This window comes from Paenarthrobacter sp. E2MeOHC11 (genome assembly GCF_058744955.1).
This window is the reverse complement of record NZ_CP196673.1, coordinates 2,010,588-2,026,860: the sequence shown is the minus strand read 5'-3', so window position 1 is coordinate 2,026,860 and position 16,273 is coordinate 2,010,588. Positions and strand designations below refer to the sequence as shown.

15 protein-coding genes are annotated in these 16,273 nt (G+C 63.3%); 10 read left to right on the top strand and 5 right to left on the bottom strand.

Translation table 11 applies throughout. The features are described from left to right. Nucleotides 1–19 precede the first annotated feature (19 nt). Together ACSSVG_RS09395 and ACSSVG_RS09390 are read left to right on the top strand one after the other, a co-directional pair. Nucleotides 20–904: an alkaline phosphatase family protein gene (locus tag ACSSVG_RS09395; protein WP_492418587.1), complete on the top strand. Its 885-nt coding sequence runs from the start codon at nt 20–22 to the stop codon at nt 902–904. After that, complete coding sequence (locus tag ACSSVG_RS09390) at nt 901–1,752, top strand: EamA family transporter (protein WP_492418585.1); 852 nt, start codon at nt 901–903, stop codon at nt 1,750–1,752. The genes ACSSVG_RS09395 and ACSSVG_RS09390 overlap by 4 nt, the downstream gene beginning before the upstream one ends. Here the strand turns inward: ACSSVG_RS09390 and ACSSVG_RS09385 are convergent. The 3 genes from ACSSVG_RS09385 to ACSSVG_RS09375 all read right to left on the bottom strand — a co-directional run bounded on the left by ACSSVG_RS09385 (nt 1,749) and on the right by ACSSVG_RS09375 (nt 4,406). Then, nucleotides 1,749–2,582: an alpha/beta fold hydrolase gene (locus tag ACSSVG_RS09385; RefSeq protein WP_231339710.1), complete on the bottom strand. Its 834-nt coding sequence runs from the start codon at nt 2,580–2,582 to the stop codon at nt 1,749–1,751. The genes ACSSVG_RS09390 and ACSSVG_RS09385 overlap by 4 nt on opposite strands. Nucleotides 2,583–2,645: 63 nt before the next feature. Continuing rightward, a complete protein-coding gene (locus ACSSVG_RS09380) occupies nt 2,646–3,500 on the bottom strand; it encodes an alpha/beta fold hydrolase (RefSeq protein ID WP_492418583.1) in 855 nt (284 codons plus the stop codon). A gap of 9 nt (nt 3,501–3,509) precedes the next feature. Next, a complete protein-coding gene (locus tag ACSSVG_RS09375; RefSeq protein ID WP_231339708.1) occupies nt 3,510–4,406 on the bottom strand; it encodes an alpha/beta fold hydrolase in 897 nt (298 codons plus the stop codon). 76 nt (nt 4,407–4,482) lie between these two features. On the opposite strand from ACSSVG_RS09375, the gene lysS reads away from it, so the two are divergent. The 4 genes from lysS to ACSSVG_RS09355 all read left to right on the top strand — a co-directional run bounded on the left by lysS (nt 4,483) and on the right by ACSSVG_RS09355 (nt 9,499). Beyond that, complete coding sequence (gene lysS, locus ACSSVG_RS09370; RefSeq protein WP_253465532.1) at nt 4,483–6,012, top strand: lysine--tRNA ligase; 1,530 nt, start codon at nt 4,483–4,485, stop codon at nt 6,010–6,012. Between the two features lie 2 nt (nt 6,013–6,014). Next, the gene (locus ACSSVG_RS09365; RefSeq protein WP_200846829.1) at nt 6,015–6,188 is read left to right on the top strand and encodes a hypothetical protein; all 174 of its coding nucleotides are present in this window, start codon (nt 6,015–6,017) and stop codon (nt 6,186–6,188) included. 129 nt (nt 6,189–6,317) lie between these two features. After that, entirely contained in the window at nt 6,318–6,644 is a 327-nt protein-coding gene (locus ACSSVG_RS09360; RefSeq protein ID WP_211711044.1) for a histone-like nucleoid-structuring protein Lsr2, read from the top strand. 362 nt (nt 6,645–7,006) lie between these two features. Beyond that, nucleotides 7,007–9,499: an ATP-dependent Clp protease ATP-binding subunit gene (locus ACSSVG_RS09355; RefSeq protein WP_231339706.1), complete on the top strand. Its 2,493-nt coding sequence runs from the start codon at nt 7,007–7,009 to the stop codon at nt 9,497–9,499. A gap of 88 nt (nt 9,500–9,587) precedes the next feature. Here the strand turns inward: ACSSVG_RS09355 and ACSSVG_RS09350 are convergent, their stop codons facing one another. Then, nucleotides 9,588–10,274, bottom strand: coding sequence for a TetR/AcrR family transcriptional regulator (locus ACSSVG_RS09350; RefSeq protein WP_253465535.1), 687 nt, complete (start codon nt 10,272–10,274; stop codon nt 9,588–9,590). A gap of 109 nt (nt 10,275–10,383) precedes the next feature. Between ACSSVG_RS09350 and ACSSVG_RS09345 the strand changes: the two genes are divergently transcribed. Beyond that, nucleotides 10,384–11,601 (top strand): glycosyltransferase, encoded by a 1,218-nt coding sequence (locus ACSSVG_RS09345; RefSeq protein ID WP_492418579.1) that lies wholly within the window; start codon nt 10,384–10,386, stop codon nt 11,599–11,601. 132 nt (nt 11,602–11,733) lie between these two features. After that, nucleotides 11,734–13,836, top strand: coding sequence for a S9 family peptidase (locus ACSSVG_RS09340; RefSeq protein WP_492418577.1), 2,103 nt, complete (start codon nt 11,734–11,736; stop codon nt 13,834–13,836). A 10-nt stretch (nt 13,837–13,846) separates the two neighbouring features. Here ACSSVG_RS09340 and ACSSVG_RS09335 read toward each other — a convergent pair whose 3' ends face one another. Continuing rightward, complete coding sequence (locus tag ACSSVG_RS09335) at nt 13,847–14,047, bottom strand: hypothetical protein (protein ID WP_492418575.1); 201 nt, start codon at nt 14,045–14,047, stop codon at nt 13,847–13,849. A gap of 95 nt (nt 14,048–14,142) precedes the next feature. On the opposite strand from ACSSVG_RS09335, the gene ACSSVG_RS09330 reads away from it, so the two are divergent. Beyond that, nucleotides 14,143–14,652, top strand: coding sequence for an amino-acid N-acetyltransferase (locus ACSSVG_RS09330; RefSeq protein ID WP_231339701.1), 510 nt, complete (start codon nt 14,143–14,145; stop codon nt 14,650–14,652). A gap of 170 nt (nt 14,653–14,822) precedes the next feature. Continuing rightward, nucleotides 14,823–16,271, top strand: a complete 1,449-nt coding sequence (locus ACSSVG_RS09325) for an FAD-binding oxidoreductase (protein ID WP_253465545.1) — start codon at nt 14,823–14,825, stop codon at nt 16,269–16,271. Nucleotides 16,272–16,273 lie beyond the last annotated feature (2 nt).

The window sequence follows — 16,273 nt, the reverse complement described above, 5'->3', positions numbered from 1 at the left end:
TCCACGTACCGTCGTGGGTGTGAAGAATGAACCCCACATCTTGGTAGTAGGCATCGACGGCGTCCGCTACGACTCGCTCAGGTCCGCGGCCACTCCCGCGTTGGACCGGATTGCCGATCAAGGATTTCTGGTCCCTGTGCGCGTCCACCACAAGAATGCCACCATCTCCGGTCCGGTGTGGGCCACAGTTGCAACGGGTGTCTACGCGGATCGGCACAAGGTGACAGGCAATAGCCACCACCCGGCCGAGCTCGACTCCCTCCCGGACTTCACGGCGGCACTTCGCGCCGCCCGTCCGGAATTGCAAACGATGATCGCCGTCAGTTGGCATCCGCTGGCGATTCGAAGCGAATGTGGACCTATCTTCACCTCCCGGGGCTGGGTGCCGACGCCCGACCCTGAAGAAGCGAACGACGCCGACAGTTGGACAAGTGCCGATGACGCCGTTGCAGAGTACGCGTCGGCGCGCATAAGGCACGAGGACCTCGCGGCATCCTTCGTATATTTTGGCGAGGCCGACGTCGAGGCCCACAACCACGGAACGGGCGATGGATACATTGCAGCCATTCAACGCTGCGATGCTCGCCTTAACACCCTGCTCGACGCGATTGCGGCGAGGCCCAACCGGGCAGTCGAAGACTGGACGGTCATTGTCGTTACCGACCACGGCCACCTCGACGCCGGCGGCCATGGCGGAGAAACCGAAGCAGAGCGCACCGCCTGGATCGGGGCTGACGGCGCAGCCCTGCCCCGGCATGTCACAACCGTGGATCACGCGGACATCTTTCCCCAGGTCCTTGCCACTTTCGGCGTGGCCGCAGATGACACTGAAGGCGTCATCTTCGGTGCCCGACAGGAGACTCCGCCCGGGGCGATGGTCCCGGTTACGGCAGCTCACCGTTGACCCTCACGGTGACGGCGGCCGTCCTCCTGGCAGCGGTCCTGCACAGTGTCTGGAATGCGCTGGCCAAGGCCATCCCGGACCGCCTTGCGTCGTCCACCATGATTGCCCTGGCCTACTTGGTGTCAGGCATCGTGGGGGCAGCGATCTTCGGAGTTCCCCTGCAACAGTCGTGGCCCTTCGTCCTCGCCTCGGCGGCCCTGCAGACCTGTTACCTCATCCTCTTGACCACGTCCTACAGGCACGGCGACTTCTCCAAGGTCTATCCATTGGCCCGTGGCCTCGCCGTCCTTCTGGTGACGGCAGTCGCCACCACTTTCCTGGCGGAGCACCTGAGCCTGTGGCAGCTGGCCGGAGTGGCAGTCGTCGCGGGTTCGCTGCTGGGCTTGGCTGCCACCGGCCACGGCAAGGAGGCCACCACACACCGCAAGGGCACCCTTTTCGCTGTGCTCACGGGTGCGGCCATAGCGGCCTATACATTGGTGGATGGCGTCGGAGTCCGCCAGTCCGGTGACCCGATGGCCTACATCTCGTGGCTGTTCCTGTTGCAGGGTTTGCTGATCCCCGTGGTCTGTTGGCGCATGGCATCGGACCGCCGTTCATTCCCGCGACGAGTGGCACGGTACTGGAAGCCGGGATTCATTGGCGGGCTGGTGTCCATGCTGGCCTACGGGATCGTGGTGTGGGCTCAGAGCCTGGCACCCCTGGCCTTGGTGTCGGCTTTACGCGAGACCAGCGTGCTGTTGGCAGGGGTTATTGGAGCGGTGTTCTTCAACGAAAGATTCAGCCGGCTCAGGCTGGGCCTGACGGTCGTTGCTGTGGCCGGTATCGCGGCCATTCAACTCGGCTAGCCCGAGAAGAACTCCGACAACTCCGAGACCAGCTTGTCCGGCGCCTTGATCGGGCCATCGTGCCCGAAGCCGGGGAGAATGCTGTAGCTGGAACCGGACAGGACGTCGTGGATCTGGCCGCACGCGACTCCGAAATAAGAGGGGCTCTTTTCGCCTACCACGATCAGCGTTTCCAGCGGCAGGTCCAGGAAGGGCTCGGCGGGCATGTCGGCTGCGATGACCGCCTTTATTTCACGCACACCGCAGGTCATCAGCTCCCGCATCTGCTTGCCCAGGGGCGTACCGGCCGCCAGTTTGTTCGCCAGGGTCAACATGGACAACGGCATGCGCGCGAAGGCGCCGCCGGTTTCCACTCCCTTGATCAGGACGGCGAGGGCGCGATCGTAGTCTCCCGCCGCCGTCGCGCGTTCGTAATCGGGTGTCCAGTCGGCCTTGACGCTGTGGTTGACGGAAACGGCGGGGTCGTAGACGGCCAATCGCTCCACCGGGAGGGTCCGCGCCGCGTGCAGTGCCACAGCGCCGCCGAAGCTATGCCCAAAGACGTCCGTGCTGGACGTGTGCTTCATGACGGCGTCGAGGTCGCGGATGTCCGCTTCCAGCGTGTAATCCTCCGCTTGGGGGGAAGAATCGCCGCGCCCGCGTCGGTTGAAGGTATGGACTGGACGGCCAAGGGCTTCGCTCAATTTCTGGGCGAAACGCGTGTAATCGGAGGCCGTCACCATGGAGGCAGGAACGACGACGACGCCGGAACCTGCCGCTGCCAGCCCACCACCGGTGGTGAGTACTTCGAGGTGTCCGCCGTCGGCTGTGATGATGATGTCGCGCGTCATGACTCGAGCCTAACCGAGCGACCTGAATGCGGGCAGCATGCCCGTCCCTGATGTGGACAGCAGTCAGCCCTTGAAGTAGTCCGAGATATCAGAGACGAGCTCATTGACGGCCGCGGGAATGGAGCCATGGAACCCTTTCGGAGAGACCTCCAAAGTGCTGCCATGGACGGCCCTGTTCAGCCGCGCGGCGGTGACTTTGTAGAACTGCGGGCTCTTCTTACCCACCATGAAATGCGTGCTGGAGGGGAGGCCTGAGAAGTCCCGGGGTGTTTCGGCTTCTTCAAAAGCAGCCTTGAGCTCGCCGACTCCGGAGGGCATGAGTTCCCGGAAGAGCTTGTTGACTTTGGTCCGCGAAACCACTGCCATGAGGCCCACCAGGATGGGCTCCGGGACCCGGGCAAGGGCAGTTCCGGGATGCATGCCCCGTTTCATCCGGGCCATTGCGCGGTTGATGTCGCCCTTGTTGACGGAATCCGCGAATCCGGCCAGCCAGTCCGTATCCATGCTTCCGTCGATATTCACGGCGGCGTCGTAAACAGCGAGCTTGTCCGGCTGGTGGTACGTTCCGGCGAAGGCCTGGGCCGCGTTCAAGGCAACTGATCCCCCCAGGCTGTGGCCGAAGATATTCCGGGCCCCGGTGGCGTCCATGATGGTCCGGACGTCCGCGATCTCCGTAGCCATGGAGTAGTTGTGCGGCTGATCGGTGGACTTGCCCCGGCCCCGGCGGTCGTAGACGTCAACGGCCCAGCCATCACCCAGGCCTTTTGCCAACGCTATGGAGAACGGCCGATAAATGAGCGCCGTGAGGAACGCGCCGCCGATGAGCACCACCCGACGCTCCCCGGGTGCGTCTTCCGTGCCGTAGCTGTACAAGGCGAGCCTGCCGCCGTCGTGCGTCTTGATATCGCGTTCCCTCACCGGAACATCCTAGGCGGCCCCGGCTGGTTCCCCGTGGAGTTGGTTCCCGGAAAGGAATCTCGCGATGCGGGCCGCGAGCCGCCTGCCGGGCCGCAACGGACCTTCGTGGAACTGCAACGGCACAACGGCGAAGTCAATCGCGGGCACGGCTCCGGCCAGGGTGCGCCCGGTCTCTGCGAAGTACGAAGGACTCCAACCACCGCTGAGCATCAGCGTGGGGGTAGAGAGTTTCAAAAAGTCGTGAAGGTTCGCATCGGCATCGAGGACCGCCCGCATCTCGGTGACGGCGGTGGGAAGCAGCGAACGCATCTCCAAGCCCAGCCGGGTCCTGGCGGAGAGGACGCTGAGCGTGCGCAGCGCGCCCATGGGCAGGTAGGAAATCGGCCCCGCGGTTCCCAAGCCCTGGACCAGGTGCGCCCACGCATGATCCAGTTGTCCGGCCGTTACAGCTTCTTCGAGCTCGGGCCGCCAGCGGCTGCTGAGGTTGCCGGACAGTGACACCGCGGCGTCGTAGGTCACCAGCTTGCTGATCCTGGCCTGCCTCGCAGCTTGCAGCGCCACGAATCCGCCGTAGCTGTGCGCCACAACATCGGTTGAGCCACTCTTCTCCATCACCGCGTGGAGGTCCGCGATCTCGGTTTCAACCGAATAGCCGGGCGGCTGCGGCGCGGACTGTCCCCGGCCGCGCCGGTTGTAGCTGTGAACCGGCCGGTCCAGCAGGACGCCCAACGTCCGCGCGAACGGCCAGTACAAGGAATCGGTCACCAAGGTGCCGTGGACAAGGACGACGCCGGGCCTTTCGGCGGGTGCCTTCGAGCCGGGAATGGAAGCAGCCGACGCCGGCCGGAACGTGTGCACCTCAAGCTGGCCGCCGCCGTCGTCCGTTTCCACCGTCCATGTCTCCACAGCCCCGAGTCTATGCGTTTGCTTGATCCGGAGGCCCGGAAGTAAAGGCCCGTAATCACCGGTAAACTTAAGGACTGTGACTTCCGCAAACACCTCAGCCCTGAACACCTCCGCAGAGCCCATCGACGCCAGCGAGCAAATGCGCATCCGTATGGAGAAGCGCGCCAAGCTGATCGAGCGCGGCACTGAGGCGTATCCGGTGGGTGTTGAACGGACCCATTCCCTCAGCGAAATCCGCGGGAAGTACGCGCACCTGGAAGCCGATGAGACCACCGGCGATATCGTGGGCGTCACCGGCCGCGTGGTGTTCGTACGCAACACCGGCAAGCTGTGCTTCGCCACCCTCCAGGAGGGCGGCGTGGACGGCAAGGGCGTACGCCTTCAGGCAATGCTGAGCCTCGCGAACGTCGGTGAGGAAGCACTCGCCGAGTGGAAGGCTCTGGTTGACCTGGGCGACCACGTGTTCATCAAGGGCGAGGTCATCTCTTCCCGCCGCGGTGAGCTGTCCGTCATGGCCGACTCGTGGTCCATGGCCTCCAAAGCCCTCCGTCCCCTCCCGGTCCTGCACGCGGAACTGAACGAGGAAACCCGCGTTCGCCAACGCTACGTGGACCTTATGGTCCGCGACGAAGCCCGCGAAATGGTCTACAAACGCGCTGCCATCACCCGCTCTGTGCGCGACACCCTGGACCGCCACGGCTACGTGGAGGTCGAAACCCCCATCCTGCAGCTGGTCCATGGCGGTGCCACGGCCCGCCCGTTCGAAACGCATATGAATGCCTTCGACCAGAAGATGACGCTGCGCATCGCTACCGAACTCTTCCTCAAGCGCGCCGTCGTTGGTGGCATTGACCGCGTGTATGACATGGGCAGGGTCTTCCGCAACGAAGGCGTGGACTCCACGCACAGCCCCGAATTCACCACCCTTGAATGCTACGAAGCGTGGGCGGACCAGTTCGTCATGGCTGAGCGCATGAAGGAAATCATCTTGAATGTGGCCGACGTGGTTGGCACGCGCACTATTCAGACTGACGCCGGCGAGATCAACCTCGACGGCGAATGGGCCTGGGTTTCGGTGTACCCGGGTATTTCCGAAGCAGTAGGCGTGGAAATTACTCCCGACACCACGGTGGAGGAACTGCTGGCCATTGCCGCCAAGCATGAGGTCAAAGTGGACCCCAAGTGGGATGCCGAGAAGATCGTGGTTGAGCTGTTCGGCGAGATCGTGGAACCCACCCTCCTGAACCCCACGTTCGTCTATGACTACCCGCCCTCTGCCCAGCCGCTGGCCCGCCCGCACCGTGAAGACGGCCGGCTCATCGAAGCCTGGGACCTGATCATTGGTGGCATGGAGCGCGGCACCGCTTTCTCGGAACTCATTGACCCCGTGATCCAGCGTGAGCGCCTCACGGAGCAGTCCCGCCGCTCCGCCGCAGGGGATGAGGAAGCCATGCAGCTGGACGAGGACTTCCTCCGCGCCCTCGAATACGGTGCGCCGCCCATGGGTGGCATCGGGCTCGGCATAGACCGCTTGGTCATGTTGTTCACGGGTGCCGGCATCCGCGAAACCATCCTCTTCCCCTTGCTGAAGCCTGAAGGACACTGACCATGGAGTACATCGCAGTCCTTGCGCCGTCAATCGTTGTGGGATTGATCTTCTGGTTTGCCATGAAGTCGATCTTCAATGCGGACAAATCGGAACGCCAGGCGGAAGCCCGTGCCCAGGCCGAAGCGAATTCGAAAAATTCCGGTCCGGCATCCGAAGGACCAGCCACTAAATAGGCTCCTAAATGGGCCCCACTTACAGGGGAATCCATTTGTGCTTTGACGTGCATGCTTGCCGTGAACGATAATCAACAAAGGAATCCGGGGAATTTCTGATTATCCAACCCTCCAAAAGAGAGGCAACTCATGGCACAGAAAGTAAAAATCATCCTCGTCGATGACCTGGATGAAGGGGCTGCGGACGAGACTGTCCGCTTCGGCCTGGATGGCGTGAGCTACGAGATGGACTTGTCCACCGCCAACGCAGCTTCGCTTCGGAAGGCCCTGGAACCGTACGTTGCCAAGGCCCGGAAGACTTCTTCCGGCCGAGCCACACGGGGTCGGGCGACAGCTGCCCGAAGCCAGGATTCCGCACAGATACGGCAGTGGGCCCGCGACAACGGGTACACAGTCAACAGCCGCGGACGTATTCAGGCTGAAATTCAGGAAGCCTACCAAAAGGCCAATTCCTGATTCACCGCTTCAATGCCCCGGCAGTCGCTGCCGGGGCATTGGTTGTTTAACGGATGTAGTTTGTTGGGGTTCCGGCGTCGTCCGCGGGGTGGGATATTCCGGGAATCACGCGCTCCCTCGACCGCCCGAATACCAGCCCTATTGGGGTTATCGCAAAGCCATGCCGCGAAATAGTCCTGCACTGATACTCCTGGAAGTGGCCAAGCGGCGGTTGGCAGCATGTCACCGTCGTCCGCCGGGGTCAAGGGGAAGCGTCCGATTTATTCCACCGCAGCGTCATGTTTCCCCTGTGGCGAACACGCTCCAAAAGTGTTGCTCCGGCACGTAGCATCAAAGTACGTCGTAGCTAGGAGTGTGGCGAAATGTTTGAGAGATTTACGGACCGTGCCCGTCGCGTGGTCGTCCTTGCCCAAGAAGAGGCACGGATGCTCAACCACAATTACATCGGTACCGAGCACATCCTCTTGGGTCTGATCCACGAGGGTGAAGGCGTTGCTGCCAAGGCGCTCGAGTCCCTGAGCATTTCGCTCGATGGCGTTCGCGAGCAGGTACAGGAGATCATCGGCCAGGGCCAGCAAGCCCCGTCCGGTCACATCCCCTTTACTCCGCGCGCCAAGAAGGTGCTTGAGCTTTCCCTTCGCGAAGCACTGCAGCTCGGCCACAACTACATCGGTACTGAGCACATCCTGCTCGGCCTCATTCGCGAAGGCGAAGGCGTGGCCGCCCAGGTGCTGGTCAAGCTTGGCGCAGACCTGAACCGGGTCCGCCAGCAGGTTATCCAGCTGCTCTCCGGTTACCAGGGCAAGGAGACCGCTGGCAGCGGCTCCGGCCAGGGCCAGCCGGAAGGTACTCCTGCCGGTTCGGTGGTGCTTGACCAGTTCGGACGCAACCTCACCCAGGCTGCCCGCGAGAACAAGCTCGATCCTGTAATCGGCCGCGAGCAGGAGATGGAACGCGTCATGCAGGTCCTCTCCCGCCGTACCAAGAACAACCCCGTACTGATCGGTGAGCCTGGCGTCGGTAAGACTGCCGTCGTCGAAGGCCTCGCCCAGGCGATTGTGCGCGGCGATGTCCCGGAGACCATCAAGGACAAGCAGCTGTACACGCTTGACCTTGGTTCCCTGGTGGCTGGTTCCCGCTACCGCGGCGATTTCGAAGAGCGCCTGAAGAAGGTCCTCAAGGAAATCCGCACGCGCGGCGACATCATCCTCTTCATCGACGAGATCCACACCCTCGTTGGTGCAGGTGCTGCCGAAGGTGCCATTGATGCTGCGTCCATCCTGAAGCCGATGCTCGCCCGTGGTGAACTCCAGACCATTGGTGCCACCACGCTGGATGAGTACCGCAAGCACATTGAGAAGGACGCTGCTCTTGAGCGCCGCTTCCAGCCGATCCAGGTCAAGGAACCCTCTGTCGCGCACGCGATCGAGATCCTCAAGGGCCTCCGGGACCGTTACGAGGCACACCACCGCGTCACGATTACCGACGGCGCCCTCGCCTCGGCTGCGCAGCTGGCCGAACGCTACATCTCGGACCGCTTCCTGCCGGACAAGGCGATCGACCTCATCGATGAAGCCGGTGCGCGCCTGCGCATCCGTCGCATGACCGCTCCGCCGGAGCTCAAGGCCATGGATGAGCGTATTGCCGACGTGAAGATGGAGAAGGAATCCGCCATCGACGCCCAGGACTTTGAGGGTGCTGCCTCTCTGCGTGACAAGGAGCAGAAGCTCATTGCCGAACGCGCGGAGAAGGAACGCAACTGGAAGTCCGGCGGCATGGACGACATCTCCGAGGTTGACGAAGACCTGATTGCCGAAGTTCTTGCGAACTCCACCGGCATCCCGGTCTTCAAGCTCACCGAGGAAGAGTCCTCGCGCTTGCTCAAGATGGAAGACGAACTGCACAAGCGCGTCGTAGGCCAGAACGAGGCCATCAAGGCCCTGTCGCAGGCCATCCGCCGCACCCGTGCAGGCCTGAAGGACCCCAAGCGCCCCGGTGGCTCGTTCATCTTCGCCGGCCCAACGGGCGTCGGCAAGACCGAGCTTGCCAAGGCCCTCGCCGAGTTCCTGTTCGGTGAAGAGGACGCCCTCATCACGCTGGACATGTCCGAGTACTCCGAGAAGCACACTGTTTCACGTCTCTTCGGTGCACCTCCGGGCTATGTCGGCTACGAAGAAGGCGGCCAGCTGACCGAGAAAGTTCGTCGTCGTCCGTTCTCCGTGGTCCTGTTCGACGAAGTGGAAAAGGCCCACGCGGACCTGTTCAACTCCCTGCTGCAGATTCTGGAAGACGGTCGCCTGACCGACTCCCAGGGCCGCGTGGTGGACTTCAAGAACACCGTGATCATCATGACCACCAACCTTGGTACCCGCGACATCTCCAAGAGCGTGGCCACGGGCTTCCAGTCCGGCACGGACACCCAGACCGGCTACAACCGCATGCGGGCACGGGTCACGGAGGAGCTCAAGCAGCACTTCCGCCCCGAGTTCCTCAACCGTGTTGACGACGTCGTGGTGTTCCCGCAGCTGACGCAGGACGAGATCATCGAGATCGTGGACCTGTTCGTGACCCGCCTCGAGCGCCGCCTCAAGGACAAGGACATGGGCATCGAGCTCACCCCCGCAGCCAAGGTCCTCCTGGCCACGCGTGGTTACGATCCCGCCATGGGTGCCCGGCCGCTGCGCCGCACCATCCAGCGCGAGATCGAGGACCAGCTGTCCGAGAAGATCCTGTTCGGCGAACTCCACTCCGGCGACATCGTTGTGGTGGACGTTGACGGCGAAGGTGACGAGGCCAAGTTCACGTTCGAAGGCAACGCCAAGCCGCGCATCCCGGAGATTGCTCCCACCGCGTAAGTTGCACGCTTTATCGCAAAAAGCCCCATCCGCTCCGCAAGGAGTTGGTGGGGCTTTTGTGTTGCGGTGGGTCCAGGCGGGCGGCACGCTAAGCCGGGATGCCTGCGCCTGCCAGATAGTTGGAGAGGACGGCTGCGAATTGCTCGTCAGGGTGGCCGGGTTTGACCCGCTCAGTCATGGCTTCAGCCAAGTGCGGGTAGTCCCCGGTATTCAGGGCCTCCACGAGGTACAGGACACGACCGGCTGCGGTGCTAACGCGGCCGGGGCCGGACGCGAGCTCGTTCTGCACAAAGGCTGAGGTGAGGGCGGACATCATGGCCACCGTCTGCAGTTTGGCTGGACCAGGGAGATCCACCGTCGCCAAAGCGGATACTGCAGCTTCCAGGTACCGCAATGAGTTGGGGCCCATCGACGGCCGCGTCAACAGCAAAGGTGCCAGCCACGGGTGGCGGTGCATGATGTCGCGTCCTTGGTGGGCAAGGTCCAGCAATTGGCCACGGGCGTGCCCGCTGTTGCCTGTAAGCCGGTACTCTCCGGCCACCGTGTCCATCATGAGCTCCACAAGTTCATCGTGTGATTTCACGTACCGGTAGAGGGACGCGGCGCCGGCGCCGATACCGGCGGCAACGCGTCGAATGGACACCGCTGTCAGGCCTTCTTCGTCCGCGATGCTGACGGCCGCCGTCGCTATTCCGTTCCGCGAATGCTCCGGCTTGGGTCCGACGGTTGAACGTTCCGGGCGCCGCCAGACGTCCGTGGGATCGTGATCAGGCAATCCAGCACCGCCTTTCATCCGGTTGGAGTGATTTGTTCCTGGTCCCATTCCACTATATTCTTAATTGCGAACGGTGATCGCAATTTACGAAGTTTGGGAAAGGGATGGCATGCGGGTACTCATGGTGGCTCCGGGGACACGAGGGGACGTGGCGCCCATGGCCGGGTTGGGAAGCCGCCTGCAGGACCTGGGGTACGAGGTCGCCATTGCCGCCAACCCCGCCTACATGCCTCTAGTTGTTGAGTCCGGCTGTGAGTTCAGGCTGCTGCCCGGGGACCTGACGGAGCTGATCAAGCAGCCCGCTCCCGGCGCGAAGGCCTCGCCCGGGAGCCTGCGTGGCTTTTGGCGGAAGCTCAGTGCTTACATGGACGACGCCGCCACGGGGACCCTGGCTGCTGCGGAGGCCGGCGCGGACGTGATCCTGGCCAATTCGGTGGCGCCCTATGCCTATGACATCGCCGAGGCCTTCGGCATCCCGGCCATGGGGGCCCACCTTCAGCCGACGGAGCCGAGCGCAGCATATCCGCCGGTGTTGATGAATTCGGCCCGAAGCCTGGGGGCGTGGGGAAACAAGATCATAGGTGAGCGCGCAGCTGCTGGTCCGGCTCCCTACGACGCCCCCAGCGCGCGCCTCCGCAAGTCGCTGGGGCTGGGCAAGGAAAGCCGGGCAGCCGGTGAGCGCCGTCGTCGCAAAGCGCAGGCGACTATTCTCCACGGCATCAGTCCCTCTGTTCTGCCCAGGCCCGCTGATTGGCATGCGGGATTGGTGATGGCCGGATATTGGTGGCCGCCGGAGCGTTCAGGCTGGGAGCCCTCCGCGGACCTGGTGGACTTTCTCGCAGACGGTCCAGCACCCGTCTTCGTTGGTTTCGGCAGCAGTGCGCACATTGACCCCGGTTTCATCCTCGAGGCCACGCGTCGCGCCGGAGTTCGGGCTGTTGTGCAGGGCGCGGATGGTGTGCTGGGCGATGATGCCATGGGCGTTGGAACTCTCCCGCACGAGTGGCTGTTCCCCCGCATGGCTGCTGTTGTTCACCATGCCGGCGCTGGAACCACTGCCGCCGGCCTGCGTGCGGGAGTGCCGTCGGTAGGCGTTCCCGTGTATACGGACCAGCCGCTCTGGGCCTCGCGGATCGCGACCCTGGGCGCCGGTCCCCAGCCGCTTCCGTACAAGAAGCTGACCCCGGCGCGCCTTGGTGACGCCATCGCCGAAGCCGTGACAACGCCGTCGTACGCGCAGCGGGCAGCTGAGGTGGCGTCCTCCATTGCGCTGGAGGATGGAACCGTGCCGGTGGTCGAAGCCCTGCGGACACTCCCATCCAAGTAGCAGTACAGTGTGTCTTGAGCGCTCATAAGGCACTGTGCTGAGACTTAGTTGGGTGCGGGATATGTGAAAGTACTGTTTCACTGTGAGTGAACCACTCTGTGATCGGCAGCACAATGCGTGTTGAATCGGATGATGGACTCTGCTGACACTCACGCCCAGGGCGAACAGCCCGAAACTCCCTTTCACGATCTTGACCACTACCTCGCCATCCCGCGGGTTGGCGGACTCACCCTCAGCCCCGATGGCAAGCGACTGGTAACCACCGTTACGACGCTGAACGGCAAGGGAACCGAGTTTGCCACTGCGCTCTGGGAGCTGGACCCCAGCGGCCGGAACCACGCACGCCGTATCACCCGCAGTTCCAAGGGCGAGGCCGACGCCGTCTTTGCTGCCAACGGCGACCTCTACTTCACCTCCGCGCGCCCTGACCCGGACAGCCCCGACGCCGACCCCGTGAACGCGTTGTGGCTGCTGCCCGCCGATGGGGGAGAAGCCCGAGCGGTGCACTCCCGGGCCGGCGGCATCGGTTCCGTCATGGCTGCGAAGGATGCCGACGCGACGTTTATCAACGCCGAGGTCCTGGCGGGATCCGCGGACGAAGAAAACGACGAGGAACGCCGCAAGGCCCGCAAGGACAACAAGGTCTCGGCCATCCTGCACAGCGGCTACCCGGTCCGGTACTGGGATGCCGACCTTGGCCCCGCTGAACCGCGGCTCTTCGCCGTGGAGCAGGGCGAAGAGAAGGACCCTGGAAAGCCTTCCACCGTGGACGCCGCGGCACCGCTCCAGCTGCGGAACCTGACGCCCGGCGTCGGCAGTTCCCTGCGCGAGGCCAAAACAGTGGTGAGCCCGGACGGCAAAACCATCTACACGAGCATGACGAAAGCGCTCGCGAAAGCCGACAGCCGCGAGGTGCTCGCCGCCGTCGACGTGGCCACCGGCAACGTCAAGGTGCTGCTGGACCACGAGGGCATGAGCTACTTCCCGGGACCAGTAAGCCCGGATAACAGCACGCTGGTTGTTGAAAGCGAAAGCGATACGACGCCCACCCAGGCTCCTGAAGTGAAGCTTCATCTCCTCAATGTCGCAGGCGGCGAGACCGCGGACCTGGAGCCGTTGGCACATCAGTGGGACCGCTGGGCTACCGTGCTCGCCTGGCTCCCTGACGGCAGTGCGGTTCTGGCGAAAGCGGACGACGACGGCGCGTCGCCGGTTTTCCGGATAAACGTCGCGGATGGCGCGGTCACGCGGGTGACGCAAGACGCCTCCGCCTATTCCGACGTCGTGGTTTCTCCTGACGGAACCACCGCGTACGCGCTGCGAAGCTCGTACGAGTTCCCTGCCGAAGCCGTGCGAATCGACCTCTCCAGCGGTGAAGTCCTCCGCTTGCAGGCGCCAGCGGAGCGGCCCGCATACAAGGGCCGGTTGGAGCGGGTGGAGACCACTGCGGAGGACGGCGCGCGGGTGCCCGCATACCTCGCCCTCCCGGAAGGTGCGTCCGCGGAGGCCCCTGCTCCGCTCCTGCTGTGGATCCACGGTGGACCGCTGGGCTCGTGGAATGCGTGGACGTGGCGTTGGAACCCCTGGCTGCTGGTGGCTAAGGGTTACGCCGTGCTCCTGCCCGATCCCGCGCTTTCCACCGGATACGGCCAGGAGTTTATCCAGCGCGGATGGGGTGAGTGGGGCAAGAAGCCGTACACGGACCTCATGGCCATCACTGATGCAGTGGTGGAGCGGGCGGACATTGACCAGACCCGGACTGCGGCCATGGGTGGGTCCTTCGGCGGCTACATGGCCAACTGGGTTGCCGGGCAAACCGACCGCTTCAAGGCCATCGTCACCCATGCCAGCCTGTGGGCGTTGGACCAGTTCGGCCCCACCACGGACGCGGCCCAGTACTGGCTCAAGGAAATGACTGCCGAGATGGCGATGGCGAACTCGCCGCACCTGAACGTGGGCAACATCAAGACGCCAATGCTGGTGATCCACGGCGACAAGGATTACCGGGTGCCGATCGGCGAAGGCCTGCGTCTTTGGTATGAACTGCTCTCCTCATCGCAGCTGCCAGCTGACGAGAATGGCCAGAGTCCGCACCGTTTCCTCTACTTCCCGGACGAGAACCACTGGATCCTGCAACCGCAGCATGCCAAGGTTTGGTACGGCGTGGTGGAGCACTTCCTGGCGAAGCAGGTGCTCGGCGAGGACCTGCCGGTTCCTGAGGAGCTGGGGCTGTAGAAGGCCTTCGTCAGCCCGCCGACATCCGGCGGATTGCGGCGGCGTAGGCGTCGAGGACTTCGAAGATGCCGCGGTGCTGCCACACGCGGTTACGGCCGCGGCCTGACGATTCGGTCAGTACGCCGCGGTCCGTGAGGGCATCGAGTGCACGCAGTGCCGCCATCTCACCGAGCCCGGCCTTACCAACATTTACTGGGATAAGTGTTGGCAAGGATGACGATGTGTATGACCTTGCGAACTGCCGGGCTATGGTCACGCAGCGGAGCTGATGGCTCCGACGCGTGGCTGCCTCGTTAGGATGGGGGAGTGAATTCGACCTTTAGCCTCCGCCCTGCCCGCACCAGCGATGTGGCGGCTATCAAGAGGCTTGTGGCGCCCTTGGCCGAGGAGCGGATCCTCATGGCCAAGGAGACTGTGGCGTATTACGAGAGTCTCCAGGAATTCAGGATCGCCGAGTCTGATGCCGGTGAGGTCATTGGCTGTGGAGCCCTGCATGTGATGTGGGAGGATCTTGCGGAAATCCGTACCCTGGCTGCCGCGGACTCCTGGCGTGGGCGGGGCGTGGGGCACGTCCTTGTGGAGAACCTGCTGGAAGAGGCGCGGTTGCTTGGCGTGAGCCGGGTGTTCTGCCTGACGTTTGAAGTGGACTTCTTCAAGCGCCACGGATTCGAGGTCATGGCGGACCAGTCGGCTGTGGACCCGCAGGTGTACTCCGAGCTGCTGCGCTCGCATGACGAGGGTGTGGCCGAGTTCCTGGATCTTGCCCGGGTAAAGCCGAATACCCTGGGCAACACCCGCATGATCAAGCAGCTCTAACGCCCTCATTCCGCACTCCCGGTAGCTGATTTCCCGCTGGAATGGCGTGTTGATCAACCCTGCCCGATTATGAGTGATTTAATACCTCTTTTCTTATCTAAAGTTGATGGATAAACTGGTCAAGGCTTGCTGGGGAAGCTTCCACCACATCGGTCAATTGAGAGAAGATCATGCAGTCCCACGCGTCCTTTTCAGATGTTTCAGAACTCCAACTCAGCGTGCGCGGTCCAGTGTTCACGCCTGCCGATCCCGGCTTCGCCGCCGAAGTAGCGGCATTCAATTTGTCCACTCAGCACCAGCCGGACCTCGCCTTCGGCGCCCTCGACGCAGAGGATGTCTCGGCGGCCGTTCGCTGGGCAGCCGAACGCGGTTTGCCCGTGTCCGTGCAGTCCACCGGGCACGGTGCCACCAACGCTATTGAAGGCGGCCTGCTGATCAGCACCCGCCGCATGCTCGAGCTCAGTATCGATCCCCTGGAGAAGACGGCCCGCGTGGGTGCGGGCGTGCGCTGGAAGGCTGTGGTGGAACTCGCCGGGACCTTCGGCCTGATGGGGCTATGCGGTTCAACCACTGATGTTGGTGTGGTGGGATACACCCTGGGCGGCGGATTGCCCATACTGGGCCGTAAATACGGCTTCGCCTCGGATCACGTGATCGCGTTCGAGATCGTCACGGCGGACGGCGCCCAGCGTCGGGTGACCAAGGACGAGAATTCGGAGCTGTTCTCCCTCCTGCGCGGCGGCAAGGGAAACCTTGGCATCGTCACCGCCATGGAATTCCACTTGTTCCCGGCGGCTGATCTCTATGCCGGTGGGATGTACTTCGACGGCGGGTACGCCCCGGAAGTCCTGCGCGCATTCAGGGATTGGGTGCCGTCGCTGCCAGTGGAAGCATCGGCGTCCATGGCGTTCCTTCGACTTCCGGACATGGACATGATTCCGGAGCCGTTGCGCGGAAAATTCGTCATCCATCTCCGCTACGCCTACCAGGGCGACCTGGCAACGGCAGCGGAAGTCCTTGACCCCATGCGTCATTGTGCCCCGTTCATGATGGACGCCACAGGGCCCCTGGACGCCACCCAATTCGACACGATCCACCAGGATCCGGATCAGCCGGTTCCGGTGCGGGAGCACGGTTTCCTGCTGGATCGGCTGGACGACCAAGCCGCAGACACCTTGTTGCGGCACTTTGGCCCCGGCGTCGAAAGTCCTGTGTTGCTGGCAGAACTCCGTCTCCTGGGTGGGGCGCTGGCCAGGAGCGGAGACGGGGAGGACATCGTGGGTGGGCGCGACGCAGCGTTCAGCTTCTTCATGGGTGCGATCGCCGTTCCGCCGGTTATCGACATACTGCCGTCAGTCTTCAATGCCGTCCATGAAGACCTTCGACCCGCTGCGAACGCGGGGACCTTCGTGAACCTGCATGGCCACTTTGTGGACGCCGAAGACAGGGAGCGGCCGTGGCTGCCCAGCGCGCGGGAACGGCTCCGCAAGGCAAAGGCTGAGCTGGATCCGAAGAACATGTTCAGCTTCGGGCACGTGGTGGGGCTTCCGGTGATCGACCAGACGGTACTGCTTGAAGACGTAGTGACTGCCGGTGGCGACGCCGTCCTGAACAGCTAAGC

Coding starts and splice junctions, on each gene's coding strand:
- ACSSVG_RS09385 (WP_231339710.1), bottom strand. CDS start 2,582: ATGACGCGCGACATCATCATCACAGCCGACGGCGGACACCTCGAAGTA.
- ACSSVG_RS09365 (WP_200846829.1), top strand. CDS start 6,015: ATGGAGTACATCGCAGTCCTTGCGCCGTCAATCGTTGTGGGATTGATC.
- ACSSVG_RS09360 (WP_211711044.1), top strand. CDS start 6,318: ATGGCACAGAAAGTAAAAATCATCCTCGTCGATGACCTGGATGAAGGG.
- ACSSVG_RS09355 (WP_231339706.1), top strand. CDS start 7,007: ATGTTTGAGAGATTTACGGACCGTGCCCGTCGCGTGGTCGTCCTTGCC.
- ACSSVG_RS09345 (WP_492418579.1), top strand. CDS start 10,384: ATGCGGGTACTCATGGTGGCTCCGGGGACACGAGGGGACGTGGCGCCC.
- ACSSVG_RS09340 (WP_492418577.1), top strand. CDS start 11,734: ATGGACTCTGCTGACACTCACGCCCAGGGCGAACAGCCCGAAACTCCC.
- ACSSVG_RS09325 (WP_253465545.1), top strand. CDS start 14,823: ATGCAGTCCCACGCGTCCTTTTCAGATGTTTCAGAACTCCAACTCAGC.